The organism is Vibrio sp. (genome assembly GCF_047973365.1).
GTDB lineage: Bacteria > Pseudomonadota > Gammaproteobacteria > Enterobacterales > Vibrionaceae > Vibrio.
Genome location: NZ_JBKEBW010000013.1, coordinates 21,552 through 44,001, shown reverse-complemented (window position 1 = coordinate 44,001; position 22,450 = coordinate 21,552). Strand labels below are relative to the sequence as shown.

The following is a 22,450-nucleotide window of genomic DNA, read 5'->3' as shown; positions in this document are numbered from 1 at the left end:
GTCTGCAGGGCCTCATGCCGTTCCATCATTGGCAGAAAAACCAAGTCGATATCCACCGAAAGTCGAGGAAAGTCACGAACGAACAAATTGATAGCGGTTCCACCTTTGAGAGCGAAACAGTCGTGCTGGGCAACAAAAGGAATGATCCTAAGTAGTAACTGTACTTGCCGGTAGTAATGGCTTTGCCTGTTCATGTTTTTACATATCCTTAGGAACGGTTATTTGCCAGGTTGGTTCTAGTTTGCCGCCTTTAGCGATCAGTCGCTTGCCAGTGCCTAGTTCATACTGATCAGGTGTTAGGTGCTTGAGCCAAGCGTGTTGATGTCTTTCGGCTAACCAGAGAAATAGTCGCTTTGCTTTGATACTGCTACAGGCTTTCAACAAGACATTAAGCTTGCGAGGTGATAGGTTGTATAATCCTTGCATAAGCTGGTCGGCATGTTCAAAACTGATGGTATTAGGCACTGTCGCTAACAGTTCCAAAATGGCTTTCTCTGGGCAGGCATACTGCAGTGGAGGAAGTGATGCTTGCCAGCTATCTTGCTTCAGATATTGGTTGTCTTTCATTAGCGTCTCAGACCAAAGGCGACGAGTGCTATGCCACTCAAATTGTGCTTGAACATCGATTCTAAATAGCCATCGAGGGAGTTTGCCAGTTGAATAGAGGTGAACCCTTGGTGTACTTCCTTTGTAGAGATAATGACCAAGTCCTTCTAGCTCTAACGCTGTCAAACCGCCAACATGGACAGGGACATCGGTCATACGTTGCAATGAGGTAACGATGCCTTTCCAGGAAAGTCGCACTTCTTGTCTGGAATAAACACCCGCAACGATAGGGATCAGCGTTTGGCTGCGTACCGCATTGTCCAAAAAATGCAGGTTGAGTCCTTGCGTTTCCAACCATGATTTGGTGGCGATCATGTCCAACGGCAGTAGTTTCTGTAGCTGTTGTCTGGCTTCAGTATTCAGCATAACTAGCCCTATTTTGGTTTAGAAAAAATAAAATACACGTTAATTATTGCCGTGATTATTGTATTTTTCAAACTGATTCGCTTTTTTGGTTTGCCAGTTTTTAATACCACGGCAATGACTGCCGTGAAAGATGTGATTTAAAAGTGTAGGGGGCAGATCTTGTTTTTTGCTCGTTCCCTTAAGAATATCAAAAGGCAATAGCTAACCTCCAACGCTCTTGTTTTATTTTTCTATCAGGTCTACATTAAGTTACGTATTTGGTAACTTAATGTAGACCCATGACGAAATCGAATGAGCTATTAAGCGTATTAGCGAAAGCTGTGAAAGCCGGTGGTGGAATTCATAGCGCCGCAGAATTGGCTTTTATGCTTGATGTGCCTTGCGAGCCTGCTTTTCGAAAATTCCTCACCGACAGCGTTAAAAAAGGGCTAATTAGAAGAGTGGTTAAAGGCTTGTACGAAAGTGTCATCACGCCACCTGAACCTGAAACCGCCATTTATAAAATCATCAAAAAGCTGCGAAGCAGCGTTCTGAACTATATCAGCCTTGAAAGCCAACTCAGCCATACCGGCACTATTTCACAAGTCATTATGGGTAGAGTCACGGTAGTAACTAAAGGCCGAAGTGGGTGTTTTGATACACCTTACGGCGTGATCGAATTTACCCATACTAAAAAGCCAATCGAAAAAATTGCGCCCAATTTGTACTATGATCCCGAGATAAAAATGTATCGAGCCAACAAAGATCAAGCACTAGCCGATCTAAAGCACTGTCAACGCAACCTACATATGTTGGAGAGCTGATTTTGGGAGAGAAATGCAGGGGGCTGGGATTATAAATGACAATATCGTCGAAATATCATAAGGTTGTCTTACTTGCTTGCCTGAATTAGAGACGACTATGAATTTAAAAGAAAAAATAACGCAGTTTTTAAATGGATGGGTTCAGGCCACCAAAGAGCAGTTTACCGGCCACCCACTGGCAACTCTTTTTCGGCAAGAATTAAAAGATGAAATACAAGACATTGTTAAACAGCCTTATCCTTCATTTGAGGTTAAAGCGAGTGTTGGTGCCGGAAATTGGGCGAACGTTGCTTGGATTTCGATTCTAAATCCAAAGATCACTTCGACCACTCAAGATGGTCTTTACCCATGTTATCTGTTTAATGCTGATGGTTCAGGTTTCTATTTGGCATTAATCCAAGGTACGACTAATCCAGCTAAAGAATTAGGACGAAAGGCGGCAGAACAACGCGCCGAAAAAATCAAACAACTGTTAATTGATAAAATTGTTGGATTATCGGATTGGGGTGTTGGTGAGATTGATTTAAGAGCAGAGACAGCACTCGGACGCTCTTATGAAAAAGCCATTATTGTGGCAAAACACTATGAAGCTTCAGGTGTACCAGAAAGTGAAAAACTAGTTTTAGATCTTAACGAATTATTAGATTTGTATAAGCAAATAGCTGAGCTAGATATAGAGGTGTTGTTGAAGATGGAAGAGGCAAGTTCTCAAACTGTTACCAGTAAATCTCAGATTATCACCCTCCCCCTCTCCAAACCCTTCCTCCTCTTAGCCGGCATTTCAGGCACAGGTAAAACCCGCTTTGTGCGTGAACAGGCAAGGGATAGCCTTAATGAAACTTACTGCTTAATTTCCGTGCGCCCAGATTGGCATGAGCCGAGTGATTTGTTGGGCTATGTGTCTCGCTTGGGTAAACAGCCGCAGTATATTGCCACCGATGCGCTGCGTTTTATGGTGCGGGCTTGGAAAGCGATTATTCAATCGATTGATTTTGACTCCAATGGTCAACCTATTGATTGGACTGGTCGTAGCTTACAAGATATCCGACCTTATTGGCTCTGCTTAGATGAGATGAATTTAGCACCCGTGGAGCAGTATTTCGCCGACTACTTATCCATTTTAGAGACGCGCTGTTGGAATGATCCTGAAAAATTGGCTGAGTCAGGGCGTGATTATATCTATCAATGCGATCCACTAATTAAAGGTGAAGTCTTTAGCGAATTAAATTCTGGTATTGCGGACGGTCAAGTCAAACCGACCGACCTTCTGGCAGCGGAACTGGGTTTGGATTTGTCGCAACCGCTAGATAAAGATATTTGGGCCTATTTCTTAGTTCATGGTATCAGTATTCCATTTAACCTTATTGTCGCTGGCACCGTGAATATGGATGAAACCACCCACGGCTTTTCCCGCAAGGTGATTGATCGCGCATTGAGTTTTGATTTTGGTGAGTTTTTCCCTAATGACTATCAGGCCTTTTTCTCCCCAACCAGTTGTAATAAACGTTTAAGCTATCCCACTTGGTCACAAGTCAGTCAAGCCGACCTATCCAATAGCGTTGATAGCGATGGTTCACAAACCGTGGCATTTTTAACGGCGGTTAATGCCGTGTTGAAAAACACACCTTTTGAGCTCGCTTACCGTGCTCTAAATGAGCTGCTGTTTGCTGTGGTGAGTAGCCAACCGACAGATGCGCTCACTCTGCAAGCTGTGTGGGACGATTTTATGATGTGCAAAGTGCTACCGCGCATTGAAGGTGATGTGGATAAATTAACCACCACAAACCAAAAGCCGTTACTCGACGAGCTAGAAAGTGTATTAGCCGTGCAACTTGAGCTTATTTGGCAACAAGAGAGCCGCCCTGATCTGTACCGTGAACGCATCGTTGCCGATGGTGCGACAACTGATGAAAAAATTATCCGTATCGCTTGCCGCTCTAAAGCCAAGCTTGATTGGATGAAACAGCGCTTAGCGAGTGCAACGTTCACCAGTTTCTGGCCGTAAAGCGAATCGTTATGCCAGAGCTACTGCGATTAAAAACGGCGGATTTTGAGCTTTCGATATGGGCGAACAACATCAGCGCTCGGGCGAGTGTCTACCAACATACTCTTGCTCAACGATCAACAACGTCTATCTCTGAGGCGCAAATTCACTTCTCTCCACCGCTTGCTCTCGATAATGCGGAAGTGGTAGGAGAGGCTGTTGCGTGTTTGGATAGCTGCGCGGCTCTGCCTCTCAACTCGCCATTGTTTTTTGAAAATACCTTGTATCAATTCGAGTGGGTGTTTCTAAAGCCAGTATCCAGCGCGGCCATCACTCATCGTAGCCAAAGTGTGAATGACGCATTTCGTTTCGCTGAAGCTCGTGGCTCAATTCCGGCACGTTTAACCGGTTCAATTAATACTGGCAACGACGTTGGGTGGATACGTTTGCCAGTGACCTTTGTGATCGATGGTCAAACCGTCACGCAATCCCTTTCCTTTGAAGTTTTGCCGACCAAAATGGCGTTGCATCAAGAATTGCAACAGATGTACCGCGTGATTGATGCTGATTACCCGTTGTGGCGCTTTAGCTTAGTTGAAAAAACCGAGCAAGATATGGCGAAAAATAAGCAACGTGGTGATTTCCCGTTGATGTGGCTTGCCAACTTTACCGCATTAAGATCCCAGTTTGAGCAAGGGCTTAAAGTGATTTGTGCCTCGCCGCACAGTCGTTTGCAATCGACAACGACTGACAGCAAAGCAGCACGACTGAAAGGCCGCGTGTCGCATAAATTAGGCGAGCAGGTTAAGCAAGATTTCGCTAATGGCCAACACGATAAACGCTATCAGGTCGAAAAGAAGCAACTGAGCATTGATACGCCAGAAAACCGTTTTATTAAAATGGTGGTCAACAAAAGTAAAAGGCAACTGGCGGAATTTGAAACTCGGCTACGGGCTAATAATCAGGCGCCAGAGCGTCAGCGGATCTCTGACTCCTTTTTGAATGAATTACACTGTTGGCAACAGCCGTTGCAAAAGGTATTGCAACAAAGTTTTTTACGAGAAGTGGGCGATTATGCCGGGCTTAACCGAGAATCTTTGGTACTGCAACAAAAGACCGGTTATAGCACTGTGTATCGAATTTGGCAGGAGCTGAAATTCTATTTAGACGTATTTGGTAACCAGTCGAGTATCTCGGTAAAGTCGGTTGCTGAAATATATGAAATATGGTGTTTTCTCTGCATCAAACAGATCTTAGAGCAAGATTTGGGCTTTACGCTGCAAGATAACAGCAAAGCTGGCAACCTATTGATCAATGATGTGTTTGAATACCGCTTTAAAGATGGTTTTGCGGGGGCATTTAAGTTTGAGCGCTCAGATGGTGTTCTGGCGGAACTGGCTCATGAACCGGTTTTTTCTAAAAAAACAAAACAGATCAATACGTTCTCAGTTAGCCAAAAGCCCGATATTTTACTGCAAGTGACGGTGCCATCAAGACAAGAAGGGCAAGAGTCTCAGCAGTTCATTTGGCTATTTGATGCTAAATATCGGATTAAAACCGAAAAAAGCCGTTTTGATGATGATAACGATGGCGATATTAACGCAACGGACTATGTTCCTGAGGACGCAATTAACCAGATGCACCGTTATCGAGATGCGCTGATCCGCCTGTCGGCAAATACCGGTGAGAAAAGCCGCCCAGTTTTTGGTGCTTTTGCCCTTTATCCCGGATTTTTTGATCAAGAAAATCAAAGCAATCCTTATGCTACAGCAATTCAAGAGGTTGGCATTGGCGCATTTGCTCTTTTGCCGAGCGAAGCAAAAGCAACGACAGAAGAGGCCGCGGATGTTCAAGGCCCTGTCAATGAACCGTGTGGTCATCAATGGCTACTTGAATTTTTGTGCAAGCAAATCGGTGCAGCGCCACAGGCAACGGCGAGCGTCTCTGATAAACCTTATAGCATTGCTGATACTACGGAACCTCTTTTTATACAAGAAGCGGCGCGAATTCCTTACCACGGTATGCGCCAGATGTTGTACCCAGATTTAACACTAACTGCCGCGTTAGGCGGCAAAACCAAGCGCAATGAAAGTTATATGCTTGGTTTTGAGCAGGGCTCCGCGCAGTGGTATCACATCAAACAAAGTGCAATCGATGCGCTTAAGCAGCGTGCAGGACAACATATCGCACAAGAAATCCGCTATTTGGCGCTCGCTTGTACCTCAAAAAGCGATCACCACACCAAGCAGATCGACAGACTGTGGCCGGTAAGCCGAGTAGAACTTCTGCCGCGTAGTCAACTGAGCCAAGAGCAAACCGGTAAAAATCCACAGTCAGTGCCTAACCCAGATGAACGGTATTACCTATTTAAACTGGGTAAGCCGTTAACACTGCACGCCTCTATCACTAATGTGCCGCATCAGCCGATCATCAACTCAATGAGATTGACTACCTTAAGTGAGCTAGAAAAAGTTCAGAAGTTTTGTCAGCTTGTGGATGTGTATCACCAATAGCCTTTTAGTTTCAAAAACACATATGCTTGACATATGACTTGAGCGGCTTATGCTAATCATATGTTAAGCATATGCCTATTGCCGTTTTGGAAAAATTTCTGATCAGTGAATGGGTGTCGATAAGCAAACCCTCCGAGCCATGGATGGCTCGGCGGAGCCCCATGGAAGGGTTTATGCGTGTTTGCGTTCGACGCTCATTCGCGGTGCCACTGGTGCTCAATCTGATCATATTTTAGCTAGAATAATGGTATGAAGAGAGGGGGTTATGAGAACAGTATCTATTTTTAAAAATGGCAAAAATCAAGCGGTACGTTTGCCAAAAGACTTTGAGTTTGATGGAGTCAATGAACTCGAAATTCGCAAAGAAGGTGATGTGATCACGTTACGCCCTGCGCGTCCAGACTGGTTGTCATTTGGGAAGCTAGAAAAAGCTGATGCAGATTTTATGGTTGAGCGTCAAACGGTTGTATCAGATGAAGGGCGTTTCGATTTTGAGTAAGAAAATTAACTATATGCTCGATACCTGTATCTGTTCTTTCATAATGAGAGAGAACCCTGTTACGGTATTGGAAAAGCTGCAAGCTGTTGTTAGTAAACAGCATCGTATTGTTATTTCTGCGATCACGTATCAAGAAATGCAATATGGTTTACTTGGCAAGAAAGCATCCCTAAAACATGCGGTTTTAGTTGGTGAATTTCTTAAACGAATAGATGAAATTTTACCTTGGGATAAGTTAGCCGTTGACGCTACAACCAAGGTAAAGCGTGATTTGATGGCAAAAGGAACGGCTATTGGTGATAACGACACAGCAATTGCAGGTCACGCCATTGCAACAGGCTGCGTGCTTGTTACGAACAATACGAGAGAGTTTCAGCGCGTCGAAGGGCTAAAGCTCGAAGATTGGGTTCATTAGAGAGTAAATGGTGCTGATTAATCAACGTATTCTTAGCGCAACCCCAATCTCCCAATAACGATTAATCAATAAAACGGCTAACAAATAAAGGTCACCGTGAGCGAACATCAATACTATCGATTTGAGCGTCTGGATGGACATCTAGACAATAAAGCGCAGCAAGCGCTCAGAGCTATTTCAAGCCGGGCTGACATTACGGACAAATCCTTTCAGGTTTATTACAGCTACAGTGACTTAAAAGCTGACCCGAATAAGGTGATGCTAAATTACTTCGATATCGGTTTTTATTATGCTAATTGGGGATCAATTGATGCCTATATCAAATTGCCAATCGGCACCATTCCAGAGGCGATGCTTGGGATCTCAATCGACGAGGTTCATGTTCATCAAAGCGAGGAGTGGCAACTGCTGATCTTCTCTGTTGAAGAGTATGTCGATTACTTTGATGATGAAGATGCCGACGATTTTTTCCAACATCTGGCAGACTTACGCAGTGAATTAATGCAAGGTGATTGGCGTCTTTTCTACTTTATGTGGCTCAAAGCGTCTGAGTTTAATGACGAACTTGACGCAATACCGTTCATTCACTTCGATTTTGCGCATCTCAATCAGGGGCTGTTGGCTTTCGCCGCGCTTTACGACATTCCCTTAATATTGGTTAAAGCGCTTTCCATGGCGCTAGAGGATAAACCCAGCCATCAAGCCAAACATAGCGAGTTCCAGTTTGAGGCGTGGCTGAATAACCTGACCGAGGCAGATAAAAATGCGTTATTAAGTGCCATTTTTGCACAAGGTCAATTAACTGCTCACCAAGCGCTGGCGATGACGCGAAAGGAATCAGCAGCTTCAGATGAAGCCTACCAGTATTGGTTAACTACCGAAGTGATTGCCCCCTATGTAGAACAAGCGGGTATCCAATTCCAGCAACAACAAGCTGAAGCGTTAGCCAAGAAATTGGCAATCGAAAAAGCGCAAAAAGAAAAGGCGCTGACGGAGATATATGGCCAACGCGAGAAATGCTGGTCGCAAGCACAAGAGCAAGCGAATCGCACCTGTGCCCATGGTTATGATCAGGCTTCACGTTATCTGCACCAACTGAGTGAAGCCTACCAGTTTAAAGATGATATCGCAGTGTTTAACCAGCGTTTTAAACGATTTGTTGCTGCTAATCATAGTCGGAAAGCGCTGTTAAACCGATTGAGTGATTTGTTAAAAAGCTAGAAAATTAGCGGCTTGCCAATTGTAACACTCGTTGTGTGTGACATATTTTTACCATCTTTGTGACAAGTATTGTGTGAAATACAAAGGCATCACGATATTGGTTTGCTCTAACGCAGATGAACCTTGCGTGCCAGTTAACTTAAAGGTTTTACTTGGTGCGCATTTTTCAATGTAGGATGCCAGCGATTTGGCTCTGGTACGTTTGCCACTTTTGACTTCAACAGGGATGATCTCTCCTTCATCGGTTGGCAAAATAAATTCGATTTCGGCGCGGGCGTCATTCCATGAATAACTTGGGGCAATGCCGATGGCTGTGAGCTCCTGCTGCACAAAGTTTTCTGCCACATAACCCTTGTATTCATAGTTTTGTTGCTTAATTTCTTTATAACTACTGCCTAGCATATGATTGAGCAGACCCACATCAAACATAAATAGTTTAACCATATTTTCTTTTTTATAGGCCGCCAGAGGTGATTTAGGCAATCCTTCAATAGGGTAGTTTGGCAAGGCTAAGCAGCAACAGTTAAGCCAATGGATAGCGGTTTCAAAATCGCTATAGCGAGATTTACGCTCATGTACATGTCTAAATTTAAAGCGTTTGACAGACTCATCGCTCACAAGTGATAGCTGCGCTGGAATGCTATTAAACACAGATTCAATCAGTGTGGCATCGACCTTGCCCGCGTACTTACCAAAATCGCGGCGATAACCTTCAACTAAATCGGCATGAATTTTAGTGACTTTTTCAACCCGTTCTAAAATGCTTGAGTCTTTAAACCGATACCAAGTAGAAACGGCTTCTGGCATACCACCAGTAAAAAAGTAGTCTGTCAGTTTATCCATCAATTTAGTGTGCACTGCCGGTGTGCTTGCTTGATGGTCAAACGCTTTGATCAGTGTCTGCTCGTTTGATGCATAAATAAATTCTTGGAAGGTCAGTGGTCGTAAATTGTATTGTTCTACCTTGCCAACTGGGAAGGTATTGAGCAAACCAATGTTCGAACCGCTGGCCGCGACAAAATAAGACGGTGCTTTTTCAGCAAAATACTTAAGCGAAGTAACGGCACGTTCACATTCGCCAATCTCATCTAATATCAGCAGATCGGTTTCGGGGTTGAACGCTTGATTGGTCAATAGCTCAATGTTCATTAATAGTTCATCGGGTGACAATGAGCCATCGAAGGCTTCTTTATAAGCGGGATTTTCAAGAAAGTCGAGACGAAGGATGTTGGCAAAGGTGTGCCCAAACAACTCCTGCAGCAGATAGGTTTTACCCGTTTGCCTTGCACCATCAATCAATAATGGCTTGCGCACAGGTTGGTTTTTCCATGCCATTAGAGCATTGAGCAAGGTTCGTTGCATTGTCATTTCCCGCCAATGAAGATTATTCACTGTTTGTACTATAACCATTTTTACACTTTTACGCGCAGAAAAGTGTGATATTTTACATTTTTATGCGCATAAAAGTGTTGTGAAGTGCTCGTCGAGTATAAAACGCTCCATTCTGAAAGGTGTGCCACTGTCATTCTGAAAAATGCGCAGTATTTATTCAGGATCTCGCTTCTGTGCCGCAGTGGTTAGATTCCTGTTTTTACAGGAATAATTACTAGGTTGGACGACCATGGCGGCAGGAATAACGATGTAACGGTTTTACTACCCAATCTATACTCTTCCTACTTGAAGCTGCAGCGGTGTTGACTGCGCTTGCTCACCCCAATCACATAGTTTATCTATGCTCATGGGGATTCGCTCACTTGTCGCCTACCTGCAACTTCAAGTAGTTTGAGTATACTACCCGTTTGGTCTGGAGTAAGGGGGAAATGTCAGCAATTTACTTTTTTATGTTCCTTTCCATCACTACCAATTTTACTTTATAAAATACCAGAATGATTAAAGCGTTATAAAACAATCTTTCTAGATGATGGAAATAACAAAGCCCTTTTAAATAAGGGCTTTGTGGAAGGGTTTGGAATAGGGGTGAATCTATTCTATATTCTGAATCTGCTCTCTCATTTGCTCAATCAGTACTTTCAGTTCAACGCCCGATGCGGTGATATCGGTGCTGATCGATTTAGACGCCAACGTGTTGGACTCACGGTTGAACTCTTGCATCATAAAGTCCAGTTTACGACCACAAGCACCGCCTTTTTTCATCACATTGCGCGCTTCTTTGACGTGAGAATCTAAGCGATCCAGCTCTTCAGCAACATCGGATTTTTGCGCTAGCAGAATAAGCTCTTGCTCTACGCGCGTTGGGTCTAACTCAACTTTTGCCTCTTCAAACTTACTGAACAGACGTTCACGTTGCCATTGCAGAATTTCTGGCATTCGTGCGCGAACTTTGACCACTTCCTCACTGATCGCAACCAAACGCTGCTCAATCAGTTGTTTCATGTTTTCACCTTCACGAGCGCGAGCATCGATGAATTCTTTTACGGCTTCGTCGAACGCTTCAAGCAGAGTCTGGTTAATCACATCCATATCCTGCTCTGGTGTTTCCATCACACCCGGCCATTGCATCACCTGAAATGGGTTGATGCGTGTTAGCTCGCCGGTCATGTGCATCACTTGACCTGCTGCTTTAATCACTTGATGTGCCAATGCCTCGTTGATTCTTAGCTCACTTTGCGCTGCAGGGTTTGCTTCGAAGCGCAGGTTACATTCGACTTTACCGCGCGCTAAACTCTGACGAAAACGCTCACGCAATACAGGCTCCAGGCTACGAAACTGTTCAGGCAGGCGGAAGTAGGTTTCCAGGTAACGTTGGTTTACCGAACGAATTTCCCATACGGCGCTTCCCCAGTCGCCTTTGACTTCTTTGCGTGCATACGCAGTCATACTGTAAATCATCAGTGTTTCCTTGGTATTAAGCTGATTAATTAGCGCTAATAGTAGCATACAAATCATGCCGATAGGTGAGCGCAAATCGCGTTGTTGAACATCCAATCTAGGAACTGAAGCTGAATTCCGCTATACTTTGCCGCCAATAAATTCCGCTTCGCCAACCTTGTGTGGCCAACAGTAAAATAGGTAGATAACTTATGCGTCCAGACAATCGCGCAGCCGATCAAGTTCGTCCAATCAAAATCACTCGTCAGTACACGGCATATGCAGAAGGCTCAGTGTTAGTTGAATTTGGCAATACCAAAGTGCTTTGCAACGCGAGCGTTGAAGAGGGTGTGCCACGCTGGTTGAAAGGTCAGGGCAAAGGCTGGGTAACAGCGGAATACGGCATGTTGCCACGTGCGACGCATTCGCGTACTCGCCGTGAAGCCACTAGCGGTAAACAGGGTGGTCGTACGATGGAAATACAACGTCTGATTGCACGTAGCTTACGTGCGGTGGTGGATTTAGAAGCGATGCCAGAAGTGATGATCACCGTTGACTGTGATGTGATCCAAGCGGATGGTGGTACTCGTACCGCTTCAATTACTGGCGCTAGCGTTGCATTAGCCGATGCGTTTGCAAAGTTAGTTGCTGACGGTCGTCTGAAAAAGAACCCAATGAAAGGCCATGTTGCTGCCGTGTCGGTCGGCATTTTGGGTGATGACGTTCTTTGTGACCTTGAATATGTCGAAGATTCCGCCGCCGATACCGATATGAACGTGGTGATGACCGAAGAAGGCAAGATGATCGAAATTCAGGGCACTGCGGAAGGCGAACCGTTCAGCCACGAGCAACTGCTTGATCTGTTGGCTGTTGCCAAGAAAGGCATTGCCGATATCGTTCAGGTTCAGAAAGCAGCGTTAGAGAATTGATTTGCTAGCTCCCAATTGGGGCGATGCCAATCAGTTAAGAAAATCTCTCGTTCCCATGCTCCGCGTGGGAATGCTTATTTGTCTCACAGAAAGTCAGAGTCACTGCCTCTGTTGGCGTTGGTCTGCATTCCCACGGGGGGACCGTGGGAACGAGAATTAAAATGCGTCAACTCCCGTCATCCTGAAAAATGCGTAGCATTTATTCGGGATCTGGCTTCTGCAAGTGTGGTGATCAGATTCCTGCCTTCGCAGGAATGACGTGACGAGAGGCAGGAATGACGATAGAGATAGGATACCTCCCTTAATAAGGGAGGTGTTAAAGCTTGTTATTAATGGATAGAAAGAAATGAAAGCATACCAGCGTGAATTTATAGAGTTTGCCCTAGAGAAACAGGTGCTGAAATTTGGTGAGTTTACTTTGAAATCAGGTCGTAAGAGCCCCTATTTTTTTAATGCTGGTCTGTTTAATACCGGGCGTGATTTGGCGCGTCTTGGTCGCTTCTATGCGGCTGCGCTAGTGGACTCGGGTATTGATTACGATGTGCTGTTTGGTCCAGCTTACAAAGGCATTCCCATTGCGACCACCACGGCTGTTGCTTTGGCAGATCACCATGATGTGGATATCCCTTACTGCTTTAACCGTAAAGAAGCGAAAGACCACGGTGAAGGCGGTAACTTAGTCGGCAGCCCATTGGAAGGCCGTATTATGTTGGTGGACGATGTGATCACTGCCGGTACTGCGATTCGTGAGTCAATGGAAATCATCAAAGCGAACGGTGCTGACTTAGCGGGCGTATTAGTCGCGATTGACCGTCAGGAAAAAGGCAAAGGCGAGTTGTCTGCCATTCAGGAAGTGGAACGTGATTTCGGCTGTGCCGTGGTTTCCATCGTCAGCTTAACTGACCTTGTGACTTACCTTGAAGAAAAGGGTACTAACAACGAACATTTAGAAGCAGTAAAAGCGTACCGCGCTCAATATGGTATCGGTGCTTAATTGAGTTGAATTCGTTCCCATAAGTCTTTACTTATGGGGGCGTGTAATCAACGCCAGATTGAGTCTTAGGCCTAAGAATAGTGGAATCTTAATGCCACAATCGTCACTGTATCCAGATTAAATTTATAAACCATGCGGTGTTCGCTGGTGATACGTCGTGACCAATATCCTGATAGATTTTCTTTTAATGGTTCGGGCTTGCCTAAACCTGAAGATGGTGTTCGCTTAACATCTTTAATCAATAAATGGATACGCTTTAAAATTTTTTTATCCTGAACTTGCCAGTACTGGTAATCTTTCCAGGCGTGGTCAGTAAAACACAACAACATTACTCATCCTCATCAATAAGCTGCCTTTCGCTGGTTTCGCCTCTTTCTGCTTGCGCTATTGATGCCATTAACCAAGCGGCATTGTGAGGATTGGACATTAAATGAATCGTTTCTCGCCATGAGTTAAATTCAGATTCACTCATAATCACCACATTTTCAGAGTTACGGCGTTGAATCGTCACTGTATCGCAATCATTAACGACAGAATCACATACATTTTTCAAATTTGCGCGTAGCTCGGAATAATTAACCACAGTCATTGTATTCACCTATTGAACTTTAATAACGACAAGCTTACTTCGGTACGTAGTTAGGTACAAGTCTGATGTGGTTGTAATTTAATACAATTGTGAGGCATTCTTCCTCTTACTGCATCTTTCCTCTTACTGATACCTAATCCCTTTCGCAACATCAGGGTCTTGCATGGTTTTAAAGCGTTTGTGTAACCACATCCATTGGGTTGGGGCGCGTAGGATCAGCATTTCAACGTACTGATTCATATAAGCCGCGGCCGCGGTTTCATCTTTCTGTGGGAAATGCTCTTCTACCGAGACATTTGCCATTAGCTCGTATTTGCCATCTTGGTTACGAAAACCGGAACCCATCACAATGGCACATTTACTGGTGTAAGCCAGAATACTGGTGCCCGTGGTGGTACAAGCATCTTCGACAGCAAAGAAAGGCACAAACACAGATTTGTTACGCCCGTAGTCGTGATCGGGCAGATAGAACAGCAGCTCGCCCTGACGCATCACGCGGATCATCTTTTTCACATCTTTGCGATCTATAAGCTTGTTACCGTCATGAGTTCTTCCCCAATATTGGATGAAGTTGTAAGCCGGATTGTTGTGCGGACGAAAAACGCCATAGCCTTGAATCCCCGTGCCTAATGCAGCAAACGCACGTGCGGTAATTTCTAAGTTAAGCGCATGTACACAACACAATAAAACGCCCTGGTTCTTAGCTTTGTATTGATAAAGCAAGTCGATATCTTTGGCGATAATCAGACGTTTAAAACGCCACGTTGGCCAGAACCAGGTAATACCTGTTTCAATCAGTGCGAGACCGGTATTTTTGAAGTTATCGATAACCATCGCTTCGATCTCTTCTGGGCTTTTATCCGGGAACGACAATTGCAAATTTCGCCGTGCTACGTGCATACGTTTTTTGCCAAATCGCATGCTGAGTGCGCCCAACTTTCTACCGAGCTTAAACAAAAGCGAGTAAGGAAGGAGATTGACAATCAATGCGAGCGAGCCAAAACCGAGCCAAACTCCCCAATGTTTTGGATGGAGTAGCGACAGAGTAAATGATGGTTGGCTGTATTTGTCTTGCTTCATAGTGATGACTTTAATCGTGATTACTGAATTTGTGCGCTGAGCAGTGCCCAGTATTGTTCAAAATTTTCAGTGGGTTGGTATTTGAAATCTGAACGGACAAAACGGTTCAAACTTCCTTCAACCTGACCGAGAAGTTGGGCGGCTAATGTTTTTTCGTCGACAGGAAATGATTTACCTTCACGAATTTTACGCTCGCGCAGGATTTGGCGCAAAGAGGTTTCAATTCGTTCAAACAGTTGGTTAATTCTGTCACGCAGACGCTCATTTTCAAACATTAGAGCATGGCCAGATAAAATTCTTGTCAGCCCCGGGTTACGTTCTGAAAAAGCCAGAATCAGTTGCATGACTAAACGAATACGATTCAGCGTGTCTTTTTCTTCGTCAATAATACGGTTGATACGCGACATTAAAGACTCTTCAATAAACTCAATCAGCCCTTCAAACATCCGCGCCTTACTTGGAAAATGGCGATATAACGCGGCTTCTGAAACGCCCACTTGCGCGGCGAGTTTTGCGGTGGTGATGCGTGATGCACCTTCGTTTGACTCAAGCATTTGCGCAAGAGCCTGGAGAATTTCTTCGCGGCGATTGGTTTTTTTATTGCCGGCCATAACCCGTATCTTCCTTCTGGTTATCACTGTTAGTAACGAGGTAATGGTTGCATGGAATAGACGCCATTACTTGTTAGTGATATTTCAATTTAGAAAAATAGTTGGCAAAAGCTATCTCTATCTGATGACAAATCTCAATATTCGTCATTCCAGAATTTCGGAACGAAATGTCTGGAATCTAATAACAACACGCGCTGTAAGTAGATTCCAGCCTTCGCTGGAATGACGGAAAGGGATTTTGTCAACAAATTCAGACGGCACCTGCCTTCTACAATTGTTCATTTATCAGTAGCATTAAGCTGCGTGCAAGCTCTGATTTGCTGTTTAATGGAAGTGATTGCTCACCTTGTTGCCCCTGCTTATTTTTCTGCCAATAGACAGTTAATGCGTTGTCATCACTATTAAAACCTTGCCCTGCAACCGACACATCGTTGGCACAAATCATATCGAGGTTTTTATTGACTAACTTGGCGCGTGCATAATGCGCAACATTTTGTGTTTCTGCGGCGAAACCGACGGTAAACGGCCGCTTCTCTGTTAGCGCTGCAACCGCCGCGACGATATCAGGGTTCTTAACCATAGTGATGATCAGCGTGTCGTTATCGCCGGTTTTCTTGATTTTCTGCTCTGCCACTTGCTCAGGTCGGTAATCGGCCACGGCGGCACAAGCAATAAAGACATCGTGTTCTGTCGCCGCTTGCATTACCGCAGCATGCATTTCCAGCGCACTTTGCACATTGATCCGTTTTACTTGCTCAGGCGTCGATAAACTCACAGGGCCTGCCACTAACGTCACTTGCGCGCCCATTTTTGCCGCAGCGTCTGCAATGGCAAAGCCCATTTTGCCAGAACTGTGATTGCTCACGTAACGAACCGGATCTAAGGCTTCACGAGTGGGCCCTGCGGTGATGAGCACGCGTTTATCTGCTAATGGTTTTTCACTGGCTAACGGTTTTTCACTAGGCAGCGGCTTTTCAGCAAAAAAAGCTTCACAGTGATGAACGAGATCCATCGGCTCTAACATGCGACCTTTGCCCACATCGCCACACGCTTGCTGACCAGAAGCTGGCCCCCAAATCATGGCACCGCGACGCGCAAGGGTGGTGAGGTTTTCTTGAGTGGCAGGATTAGCGTACATCTGCTGATTCATTGCCGGAGATACCGCAATCGGCGCGTCGGTTGCCAACACCAACGTGGTCAACAAATCATTGCCGATACCCGCAGCCATGCGCGCAATCAAATCGGCCGTTGCTGGCGCCAAAAGCACTAAATCCGCCCATTTCGCCAGTTCAATGTGGCTCATTGATGCTTCGGCACTCGGGTCAAGCAAGCTGTAAGAGACCGGATTGCCGGATACCGCCTGCATAGTAAGCGGGGTAATGAACTCGCGAGCTGCGTCTGTCATGACCACTTGCACTTGTGCGCCACGCTCAATCAGACGTCGCGTTAATTCTGCACATTTGTAGGCGGCAATACCGCCACTGATGCCAAGCAGAATTTTCTTTGCTGCCAAAGTTTGCATTCTGGATTCCTCAAAAAATCTGCGGGTTATGTTATCACAACTCCGACAATATGCATGAGCCGAGTCAAATAGAGCTTTAACACTAAACAAATATATGAGAGTGCGTCTACAAATTGGCGAAATTTACTTTTAGTTCGTATCACCAGCAGCCGATAATATTAGAATTATTATTAGAGCCAATAGAATGTATTAGGGTGGTTTATGTTTCGTTCGATGAGAAGTCGTACCAAGTTATTATTACTTACGGTTGTTCCGTTAGTTTTAATTACCAGTGTCAGTTCAATGGTCTATTACTGGATAGGCATGAACAGTTTGCAACAAGAGCTGACTCAATATCGTGAGCAGTTAGTCAACAGTCGCAAACAAGAGTTAAAAGCCTACTTAATGATGGGGGTGACGGCGGTTAAGTCCCTTTATGAACAGGAAAACACTCCTGAGAACAAAGCATTAGCTAAAGAAATTTTAAAATCGATGCGTTTTGAAAGCGATGGCTACTTCTTTGCCTATGATTCACAAGGGGTGAACACGCTTCACGCCATGAACCCTGCCCTGGAAGGCAAAAACCTTTACGGATTAAAAGATGACAACGGTGTACCAGTGATTGCCGGTCTAATTGAGGCTTCTAAAACCGGTGATGGCTTTTTGTATTTCTCATGGATGAAACCGTCAATTAAAGCGCAAGCACCGAAATTGGGCTATGCAGAATATCTACCGAAATGGGATTGGGTACTCGGTACGGGCATTTACATCGATGATATCGACACTCAGCTTGCCGAATATCAAAAGCAGCGTTTGGCTGTTTTGCATGGTCAAACCTATTCGGCGGTAGGTTTCTCTTTCTTAGGCTTATTGATTACCAGTTTGATTGTTAGCTGGTTAGTCGCGCGTGGCGTGGCACCATTACAGCACATCGTTGGTTCTTTGAAAAATGTGGCCGCCGGTGGCGGTGATCTAACCGCGCGTTTGAAAGTCGAGAGCCATGACGAAATTGGTGAAGTAGCGAAAGCATTCAATGATTTCATGGATAAGCTTCACCCGATGATCGCTGATATTCGCCATTCGGCAGAAGACGTCAGCTCGGCGGCGATGGAACTTGATAAGCAAACCACTACGTCGAGCAAGCAGATGAACGATCACTGTCTGGAAACCGACAAAGTGGTGACCGCCGTAACGGAAATGAGTGCCACTTCACGTGAGGTGGCCAATAACACGAACTCGACGGCACAGGCGATTGAGTCGGCCAACCAGCAAATTATCGAAGCGCAGCGAGAAGTGAATTTAGCCATCGAAGGCATTGGTGCCTTGGTGAATGAAGTCGGCCTGACCTCCGATGCGATTCAGGAGCTCAGTCAACAAGCGAATAAGATCACCCAAGTGCTGAAAGTGATTGGTGACATTGCCGACCAAACCAACCTGCTTGCCCTGAATGCCGCGATAGAAGCGGCGCGCGCTGGCGAACAAGGCCGAGGCTTTGCGGTTGTGGCGGACGAAGTTCGCTCGTTAGCAAGTCGCACGCAAAACAGCACCAAAGAGATCAGTACTATGCTTGATGCGCTCAATCAAGGCGTCGACAAAGCGGTGTCGAGCATGACGATCAGCCAGGAACGCGGTGAGAAAACCGCGTTAGAGTCAGTGCAGATCAAAGAAATGCTTTCGGGCATTTCAAGCGCTGTTTCTGTGATACAGGATATGAGTACGCAAACCGCCTCCGCCGCTGAGCAGCAAAGTGCGGTATCGGAAGAGATTAACCAGAACTTGGTGACCATTCAGCACATCGTTAACGATCTGAGTGACAACCTGAAATACTCCGCGTCGATCAGCCATCGACTCACTCAGTCGGGTGATAAAGTGGGCAGTTTGGTTGGTCACTTTAAGGTTTAATTAACACGCTTAATCAATAAAATATTGAATTGACTCTAAAAATCCCCAAAGTCGGTTTGCGATGTTGGGGATTTTTCAGTTTTGTATGTCAAAAATCCTTAACTAGGAAGAATACATACAGGAACTGATATGAAACGAAAATTCCTTCCCAATGATGCTATGCCGCGCGAAAAACTGCTTGCACGCGGCCCAAAGGCACTTTCTGATGTCGAACTGCTGGCAATATTGCTGCGCACGGGGACGCAAGGGATGAACGTGCTGGAACTGGCGGATCTGTTATTAAACGAGTTTGGTTCCTTGCGATCACTATTCTCCTCATCCAAAGATCATTTTTGCCAGCACAAAGGGTTAGGGGAAGCCAAATATGTACAAATGCAAGCTTGTCTGGAAATTACCCAACGCTTTTTGGCAGAAACATTAAAACGAGGATCGGCGTTAACCAGCCCTCAGCAAACGCAGTTATATTTATCAAGCGTACTGCGCGACAAACAAAGAGAAGCGTTCTATATACTTTTTCTCGATAATCAACATCGGGTGATACAAGATGAAATCTTATTCGAAGGCACCATTGATGCCGCAAGTGTCTACCCAAGAGAGGTAGTGAAACGCGCCCTGCAACATAATGCAGCTGCCTTGATACTGGCGCACAATCACCCCTCTGGCGTGGCAGAACCAAGCCAATCAGACAGAAGGATCACCAACCGCATCTGCGACGCGCTAGCGTTAGTGGATATCCGTGTTTTGGACCATTTTGTGGTCGGTGACGGAGAAATCGTTTCTTTTGCCGAACGAGGGTGGATGTGAGAGGGCTCCTCTCTCGTTATCCCGAAAAATGCGCCAGCTCCGCGACTGTCAAACTGGGAAATGTGCCGCTACGGTCATCATCCCGGAAAATACAACCTGCTGTCATCCCAGAAAATACGCCAGCTCACTCGCGTCATCCCGGAAAATACGCAGTATTTATCCGGGATCTCGCTCTTTGTGCGTGTGCTCGGGTTTAGATTCCTGTCTTCACAGGAATGACAAAATTTTTTACGCAGCAATGACAAAATAATATAAAAACAAGGCTTAAAGGCCATTTGCTGATGATTTCGCCTGAATGTGTAAAAAATGCTTAGCTTTCTCTGGTTTTCTGGTATGATTCGCACACATTTTTTAACACTAATTCAGCTCGCCAGAGAAAAAAGATCAGCGAATCCTGCAAAAAGGATCTGTTCGGGTCTTGAGCAATGCATATCAAGTTAGTATAATGCGCGACCTTTGATAGCCTTGCGTGGATTTTCCATAGCGGTTTTAACTTCCGTTCATTTTGAGCATTAATCCGTTCATTTTGAGCATTAAGAGGTTCAGCCAGCAAGGTTGATATCGAGCTGAAACGATTTGGAGAAGACATTCATGTCCCGAGTATGCCAAGTAACTGGTAAGCGTCCAGTAACGGGTAACAACCGTTCACACGCAAAAAATGCTACTAAGCGTCGTTTTCTGCCGAACCTACAAACTCATCGTTTCTGGGTAGAGAGCGAAAAACGTTTTGTTAAACTACGTCTAACTGCTAAAGGCATGCGTATCATCGACAAGAAAGGCATCGACGCTGTTCTTGTTGACATTCGTGCACGTGGCGAAAACGTTTAAGAGGAATTAGGCAATGGCTAAAGGCATTCGTGAGAAAATTCGTCTAGTATCATCTGCTGGTACTGGTCACTTCTACACTACTGACAAAAACAAGCGCAACATGCCAGGCAAATTCGAGATCAAAAAGTTTGATCCAGTAGTTCGCCAACACGTTGTGTACAAAGAAGCAAAAATCAAGTAATTGATCGCTTTCTTTAAAGTAGTAAGAAAACCCAGCCTATATGGTTGGGTTTTTTCTTTTAAGGAGTTTTACGAATATGAATAATGTGAAGCAAACTGCCGTGGTACAGAGTTCTCCGGATAATAAGGCTGATAAATTGACTCAAGCAGGGTTAGAAGATGTCAACGCTGGGAACGTTATTGAGCATTTGTTAGTGCAAGCATGGGCTGATAGTTTAGGTACGGATCAACAACTGCCTGTTCCTCGTTTTAGCCGATAAACTCGCAACGCCACATTCAAGAAAATCGTTAACCACTAGTGTTGGGTTTTATGCACCTCATTTGACTATGTCTCAAATGAGATACATAATGAAAAGAGATAGATACCAGTAGGAAATACAACGATGACCGCTCAAACATCTATGTTACACATTCGTGTAGACGATAAGCTCAAGGCCGAAGCGACAGAAACGCTTGCTAATCTCGGTTTATCTATCTCAGATGCAGTACGTATCTTTCTCACACGAGTATCTAAAGAAGGTGGCTTACCTGCCGGTTTGACTATTGACTCACAAACCCACGATGAATGGTTCCGGACCAAGGTACTCGAAGCCTTGTCTGACTCCTACCCGGGCGTTCCGCATCAGAACGTTATGGACGAGGTACAATCAATGATCGATAGTAAACGCAGTGCTTGAACTTGAATGGTCGCAACAAGCTCGCGTCGATTTGTTGTCGATTATTGATTATATCTCGGATGATAACCCTGATGCTGCCCAACGACTGAAAGAGGACATAGATAGAAAATCTATGAAGTTGTTGGAACACCCACATCTTTATCGATCTGGCCGAGTTGAAGGTACGCGAGAAATGGTTGTCAGAGCAAATTTTATTGTTGTATATACAGTTGTATGCACAAAAGAGGCTTCCGTCGTGCGTATCTTGCGCATTCTGCATGCCGCACAGTTGTGGCCTCCAATGGCTCAATAATAGAAGCAAGTTTAGTTCGCTTGTCTCAATTTCTGGCTCTGTTATTCTAACTTAATCATTTGGTTACTAAGGACAGCACCAATGCGTGTTTCTCCTAACCGCCGTCGTCGGTGGAACAACATTCTTATTCTGGCTGTGGTGCTATTTATCGGGGTATTAAATCTTCCCGCCGTGATAAAAACCTACTTTATGGAACCGCCAGCACCAGCTTATCCCTCCTTGCTTAATCACGAATGGCAGCTTCAGGCTATGCATTTCCCTCAGCTATCGTTAGAAAAAAATCAAGGGCGCTGGCGAGCAACACCGCCAAGCAGCATTGCACCTGAAACATTAGTCGAGCGTTGGCAAGCGCTGGTTGGTACGGAAGTGGACGATGAAACCTATCAGTCGTTCCAGCCTATTCTGCGTAATCCACAAACGGTAGAGGTGTGGTATAGCGACCAGGAAGAACCACAAAGGATCACTTTTTATCAGACCCCACGTTTTTGGCTGTTTAAAAACTGGCAGGATAAGTGGGTAGCGATTTCGGTTGAGCAAGGGTATTTGTTGCCGGAGTAAGTTTTAGTTTGCGCTTATGGTCCCAATCCTCATAACTTAAACCATCTTTCATTAGTTCAAGATGCTAATAGGATTTATGGTTAGGTAGAATGAGAAAAGCCCAAACATAAATGCTTGGGCTTCCTACTTCGTGCGTCTACAAGTGGAGGCTTACGCCCGCGGATCTCGTAGCTAGTGGCATAAGGATAAGAAAAATTGTCTTACTCGTCAAATAATTTCATTTTAACTAATGTAGCTAAAGCGTTGTCAGAGACGCGACTTAAGACTTT

Annotated in this window: 25 protein-coding genes; 16 read left to right on the top strand and 9 right to left on the bottom strand. The window is 45.0% G+C overall.

The window, feature by feature from the left end; all coding sequences use genetic code 11:
* Positions 1-194: nucleotidyl transferase AbiEii/AbiGii toxin family protein (locus ACK5MF_RS02015; RefSeq protein ID WP_416918860.1), on the bottom strand; the 194-nt coding region annotated here is incomplete at its 3' end.
* 4 nt (positions 195-198) lie between these two features.
* The gene (locus tag ACK5MF_RS02010; RefSeq protein WP_416918858.1) at positions 199-972 is read right to left on the bottom strand and encodes a type IV toxin-antitoxin system AbiEi family antitoxin domain-containing protein; all 774 of its coding nucleotides are present in this window, start codon (positions 970-972) and stop codon (positions 199-201) included.
* Positions 973-1,250: 278 nt separating this feature from the next.
* Between ACK5MF_RS02010 and abiEi the strand changes: the two genes are divergently transcribed.
* The 6 genes from abiEi (at position 1,251) to ACK5MF_RS01980 (ending at position 8,407) form a co-directional block, all read left to right on the top strand.
* Positions 1,251-1,775, top strand: coding sequence for a type IV toxin-antitoxin system AbiEi family antitoxin (gene abiEi / locus ACK5MF_RS02005; RefSeq protein ID WP_416918856.1), 525 nt, complete (start codon positions 1,251-1,253; stop codon positions 1,773-1,775).
* 97 nt (positions 1,776-1,872) lie between these two features.
* Positions 1,873-3,780 carry a DUF3578 domain-containing protein gene (locus ACK5MF_RS02000; RefSeq protein WP_416918854.1) on the top strand — a complete coding sequence of 636 codons (1,908 nt, stop codon included), beginning with the start codon at positions 1,873-1,875 and terminating at the stop codon, positions 3,778-3,780.
* Between the two features lie 11 nt (positions 3,781-3,791).
* Positions 3,792-6,272 carry a DUF2357 domain-containing protein gene (locus ACK5MF_RS01995; RefSeq protein WP_416918852.1) on the top strand — a complete coding sequence of 827 codons (2,481 nt, stop codon included), beginning with the start codon at positions 3,792-3,794 and terminating at the stop codon, positions 6,270-6,272.
* 265 nt (positions 6,273-6,537) lie between these two features.
* Entirely contained in the window at positions 6,538-6,771 is a 234-nt protein-coding gene (gene vapB / locus ACK5MF_RS01990; RefSeq protein WP_416918850.1) for a type II toxin-antitoxin system VapB family antitoxin, read from the top strand.
* Positions 6,764-7,186: a type II toxin-antitoxin system VapC family toxin gene (locus tag ACK5MF_RS01985; RefSeq protein ID WP_416918848.1), complete on the top strand. Its 423-nt coding sequence runs from the start codon at positions 6,764-6,766 to the stop codon at positions 7,184-7,186. Before vapB ends, ACK5MF_RS01985 begins: the two co-directional genes overlap by 8 nt.
* 96 nt (positions 7,187-7,282) lie before the next feature.
* Entirely contained in the window at positions 7,283-8,407 is a 1,125-nt protein-coding gene (locus tag ACK5MF_RS01980; protein WP_416918846.1) for a hypothetical protein, read from the top strand.
* A 48-nt stretch (positions 8,408-8,455) separates the two neighbouring features.
* On the opposite strand, the gene ACK5MF_RS01975 is transcribed toward ACK5MF_RS01980, so the two are convergent.
* Entirely contained in the window at positions 8,456-9,769 is a 1,314-nt protein-coding gene (locus ACK5MF_RS01975) for an ATP-binding protein (protein ID WP_416918844.1), read from the bottom strand.
* 621 nt (positions 9,770-10,390) lie between these two features.
* Complete coding sequence (locus ACK5MF_RS01970; protein WP_416918842.1) at positions 10,391-11,257, bottom strand: YicC/YloC family endoribonuclease; 867 nt, start codon at positions 11,255-11,257, stop codon at positions 10,391-10,393.
* 191 nt (positions 11,258-11,448) lie between these two features.
* Between ACK5MF_RS01970 and rph the strand changes: the two genes are divergently transcribed.
* Both rph and pyrE read left to right on the top strand, forming a co-directional pair.
* On the top strand, positions 11,449-12,165 hold the full coding sequence (rph, locus tag ACK5MF_RS01965; protein WP_416918840.1) for a ribonuclease PH: 717 nt from the start codon (positions 11,449-11,451) through the stop codon (positions 12,163-12,165).
* A 346-nt stretch (positions 12,166-12,511) separates the two neighbouring features.
* Positions 12,512-13,159: an orotate phosphoribosyltransferase gene (pyrE, locus tag ACK5MF_RS01960; RefSeq protein ID WP_416918838.1), complete on the top strand. Its 648-nt coding sequence runs from the start codon at positions 12,512-12,514 to the stop codon at positions 13,157-13,159.
* Positions 13,160-13,230: 71 nt separating this feature from the next.
* On the opposite strand, the gene ACK5MF_RS01955 is transcribed toward pyrE, so the two are convergent.
* From ACK5MF_RS01955 to coaBC, 5 genes are all read right to left on the bottom strand, one after another.
* The gene (locus tag ACK5MF_RS01955; RefSeq protein ID WP_416918836.1) at positions 13,231-13,488 is read right to left on the bottom strand and encodes a Txe/YoeB family addiction module toxin; all 258 of its coding nucleotides are present in this window, start codon (positions 13,486-13,488) and stop codon (positions 13,231-13,233) included.
* Positions 13,488-13,748 (bottom strand): type II toxin-antitoxin system Phd/YefM family antitoxin, encoded by a 261-nt coding sequence (locus ACK5MF_RS01950; protein ID WP_416918834.1) that lies wholly within the window; start codon positions 13,746-13,748, stop codon positions 13,488-13,490. The genes ACK5MF_RS01955 and ACK5MF_RS01950 overlap by 1 nt, the downstream gene beginning before the upstream one ends.
* A gap of 123 nt (positions 13,749-13,871) precedes the next feature.
* Positions 13,872-14,828 carry an LpxL/LpxP family Kdo(2)-lipid IV(A) lauroyl/palmitoleoyl acyltransferase gene (gene lpxL / locus ACK5MF_RS01945; protein WP_416918832.1) on the bottom strand — a complete coding sequence of 319 codons (957 nt, stop codon included), beginning with the start codon at positions 14,826-14,828 and terminating at the stop codon, positions 13,872-13,874.
* A gap of 20 nt (positions 14,829-14,848) precedes the next feature.
* Entirely contained in the window at positions 14,849-15,439 is a 591-nt protein-coding gene (gene slmA / locus ACK5MF_RS01940; RefSeq protein WP_416918830.1) for a nucleoid occlusion factor SlmA, read from the bottom strand.
* A 268-nt stretch (positions 15,440-15,707) separates the two neighbouring features.
* Entirely contained in the window at positions 15,708-16,961 is a 1,254-nt protein-coding gene (gene coaBC / locus ACK5MF_RS01935; RefSeq protein ID WP_416918828.1) for a bifunctional phosphopantothenoylcysteine decarboxylase/phosphopantothenate--cysteine ligase CoaBC, read from the bottom strand.
* A gap of 201 nt (positions 16,962-17,162) precedes the next feature.
* Here coaBC and ACK5MF_RS01930 point away from each other — a divergent pair, with 201 nt between their 5' ends.
* The 8 genes from ACK5MF_RS01930 to ACK5MF_RS01895 all read left to right on the top strand — a co-directional run bounded on the left by ACK5MF_RS01930 (position 17,163) and on the right by ACK5MF_RS01895 (position 22,181).
* A complete protein-coding gene (locus ACK5MF_RS01930) occupies positions 17,163-18,842 on the top strand; it encodes a methyl-accepting chemotaxis protein (RefSeq protein WP_416918826.1) in 1,680 nt (559 codons plus the stop codon).
* A 129-nt stretch (positions 18,843-18,971) separates the two neighbouring features.
* Entirely contained in the window at positions 18,972-19,646 is a 675-nt protein-coding gene (radC, locus tag ACK5MF_RS01925) for a RadC family protein (protein ID WP_416918824.1), read from the top strand.
* 591 nt (positions 19,647-20,237) lie between these two features.
* The gene (gene rpmB, locus ACK5MF_RS01920; RefSeq protein WP_165312557.1) at positions 20,238-20,474 is read left to right on the top strand and encodes a 50S ribosomal protein L28; all 237 of its coding nucleotides are present in this window, start codon (positions 20,238-20,240) and stop codon (positions 20,472-20,474) included.
* A gap of 13 nt (positions 20,475-20,487) precedes the next feature.
* On the top strand, positions 20,488-20,655 hold the full coding sequence (gene rpmG, locus ACK5MF_RS01915; protein WP_004728408.1) for a 50S ribosomal protein L33: 168 nt from the start codon (positions 20,488-20,490) through the stop codon (positions 20,653-20,655).
* 76 nt (positions 20,656-20,731) lie between these two features.
* Positions 20,732-20,914, top strand: coding sequence for a CopG family transcriptional regulator (locus ACK5MF_RS01910; RefSeq protein ID WP_416918820.1), 183 nt, complete (start codon positions 20,732-20,734; stop codon positions 20,912-20,914).
* A gap of 123 nt (positions 20,915-21,037) precedes the next feature.
* Complete coding sequence (locus tag ACK5MF_RS01905) at positions 21,038-21,331, top strand: type II toxin-antitoxin system RelB/DinJ family antitoxin (RefSeq protein ID WP_416918818.1); 294 nt, start codon at positions 21,038-21,040, stop codon at positions 21,329-21,331.
* The gene (locus ACK5MF_RS01900) at positions 21,324-21,623 is read left to right on the top strand and encodes a type II toxin-antitoxin system RelE/ParE family toxin (RefSeq protein WP_416918816.1); all 300 of its coding nucleotides are present in this window, start codon (positions 21,324-21,326) and stop codon (positions 21,621-21,623) included. The genes ACK5MF_RS01905 and ACK5MF_RS01900 overlap by 8 nt, the downstream gene beginning before the upstream one ends.
* A gap of 81 nt (positions 21,624-21,704) precedes the next feature.
* Positions 21,705-22,181, top strand: a complete 477-nt coding sequence (locus ACK5MF_RS01895) for a hypothetical protein (protein WP_416918815.1) — start codon at positions 21,705-21,707, stop codon at positions 22,179-22,181.
* The last annotated feature ends 269 nt before the right edge of the window (positions 22,182-22,450 follow it).

Excerpts from the sequence above, each read along its gene's own strand:
- ACK5MF_RS02010 (WP_416918858.1), bottom strand. The coding sequence starts at position 972 with ATGCTGAATACTGAAGCCAGACAACAGCTACAGAAACTACTGCCGTTG.
- abiEi (WP_416918856.1), top strand. The coding sequence starts at position 1,251 with ATGACGAAATCGAATGAGCTATTAAGCGTATTAGCGAAAGCTGTGAAA.
- ACK5MF_RS02000 (WP_416918854.1), top strand. The coding sequence starts at position 1,873 with ATGAATTTAAAAGAAAAAATAACGCAGTTTTTAAATGGATGGGTTCAG.
- ACK5MF_RS01995 (WP_416918852.1), top strand. The coding sequence starts at position 3,792 with ATGCCAGAGCTACTGCGATTAAAAACGGCGGATTTTGAGCTTTCGATA.
- vapB (WP_416918850.1), top strand. The coding sequence starts at position 6,538 with ATGAGAACAGTATCTATTTTTAAAAATGGCAAAAATCAAGCGGTACGT.
- ACK5MF_RS01975 (WP_416918844.1), bottom strand. The coding sequence starts at position 9,769 with ATGCAACGAACCTTGCTCAATGCTCTAATGGCATGGAAAAACCAACCT.
- ACK5MF_RS01970 (WP_416918842.1), bottom strand. The coding sequence starts at position 11,257 with ATGATTTACAGTATGACTGCGTATGCACGCAAAGAAGTCAAAGGCGAC.
- rph (WP_416918840.1), top strand. The coding sequence starts at position 11,449 with ATGCGTCCAGACAATCGCGCAGCCGATCAAGTTCGTCCAATCAAAATC.
- pyrE (WP_416918838.1), top strand. The coding sequence starts at position 12,512 with ATGAAAGCATACCAGCGTGAATTTATAGAGTTTGCCCTAGAGAAACAG.
- ACK5MF_RS01955 (WP_416918836.1), bottom strand. The coding sequence starts at position 13,488 with ATGTTGTTGTGTTTTACTGACCACGCCTGGAAAGATTACCAGTACTGG.
- ACK5MF_RS01950 (WP_416918834.1), bottom strand. The coding sequence starts at position 13,748 with ATGACTGTGGTTAATTATTCCGAGCTACGCGCAAATTTGAAAAATGTA.
- lpxL (WP_416918832.1), bottom strand. The coding sequence starts at position 14,828 with ATGAAGCAAGACAAATACAGCCAACCATCATTTACTCTGTCGCTACTC.
- slmA (WP_416918830.1), bottom strand. The coding sequence starts at position 15,439 with ATGGCCGGCAATAAAAAAACCAATCGCCGCGAAGAAATTCTCCAGGCT.
- coaBC (WP_416918828.1), bottom strand. The coding sequence starts at position 16,961 with ATGCAAACTTTGGCAGCAAAGAAAATTCTGCTTGGCATCAGTGGCGGT.
- ACK5MF_RS01930 (WP_416918826.1), top strand. The coding sequence starts at position 17,163 with ATGTTTCGTTCGATGAGAAGTCGTACCAAGTTATTATTACTTACGGTT.
- radC (WP_416918824.1), top strand. The coding sequence starts at position 18,972 with ATGAAACGAAAATTCCTTCCCAATGATGCTATGCCGCGCGAAAAACTG.
- rpmB (WP_165312557.1), top strand. The coding sequence starts at position 20,238 with ATGTCCCGAGTATGCCAAGTAACTGGTAAGCGTCCAGTAACGGGTAAC.
- rpmG (WP_004728408.1), top strand. The coding sequence starts at position 20,488 with ATGGCTAAAGGCATTCGTGAGAAAATTCGTCTAGTATCATCTGCTGGT.
- ACK5MF_RS01910 (WP_416918820.1), top strand. The coding sequence starts at position 20,732 with ATGAATAATGTGAAGCAAACTGCCGTGGTACAGAGTTCTCCGGATAAT.
- ACK5MF_RS01905 (WP_416918818.1), top strand. The coding sequence starts at position 21,038 with ATGACCGCTCAAACATCTATGTTACACATTCGTGTAGACGATAAGCTC.
- ACK5MF_RS01895 (WP_416918815.1), top strand. The coding sequence starts at position 21,705 with ATGCGTGTTTCTCCTAACCGCCGTCGTCGGTGGAACAACATTCTTATT.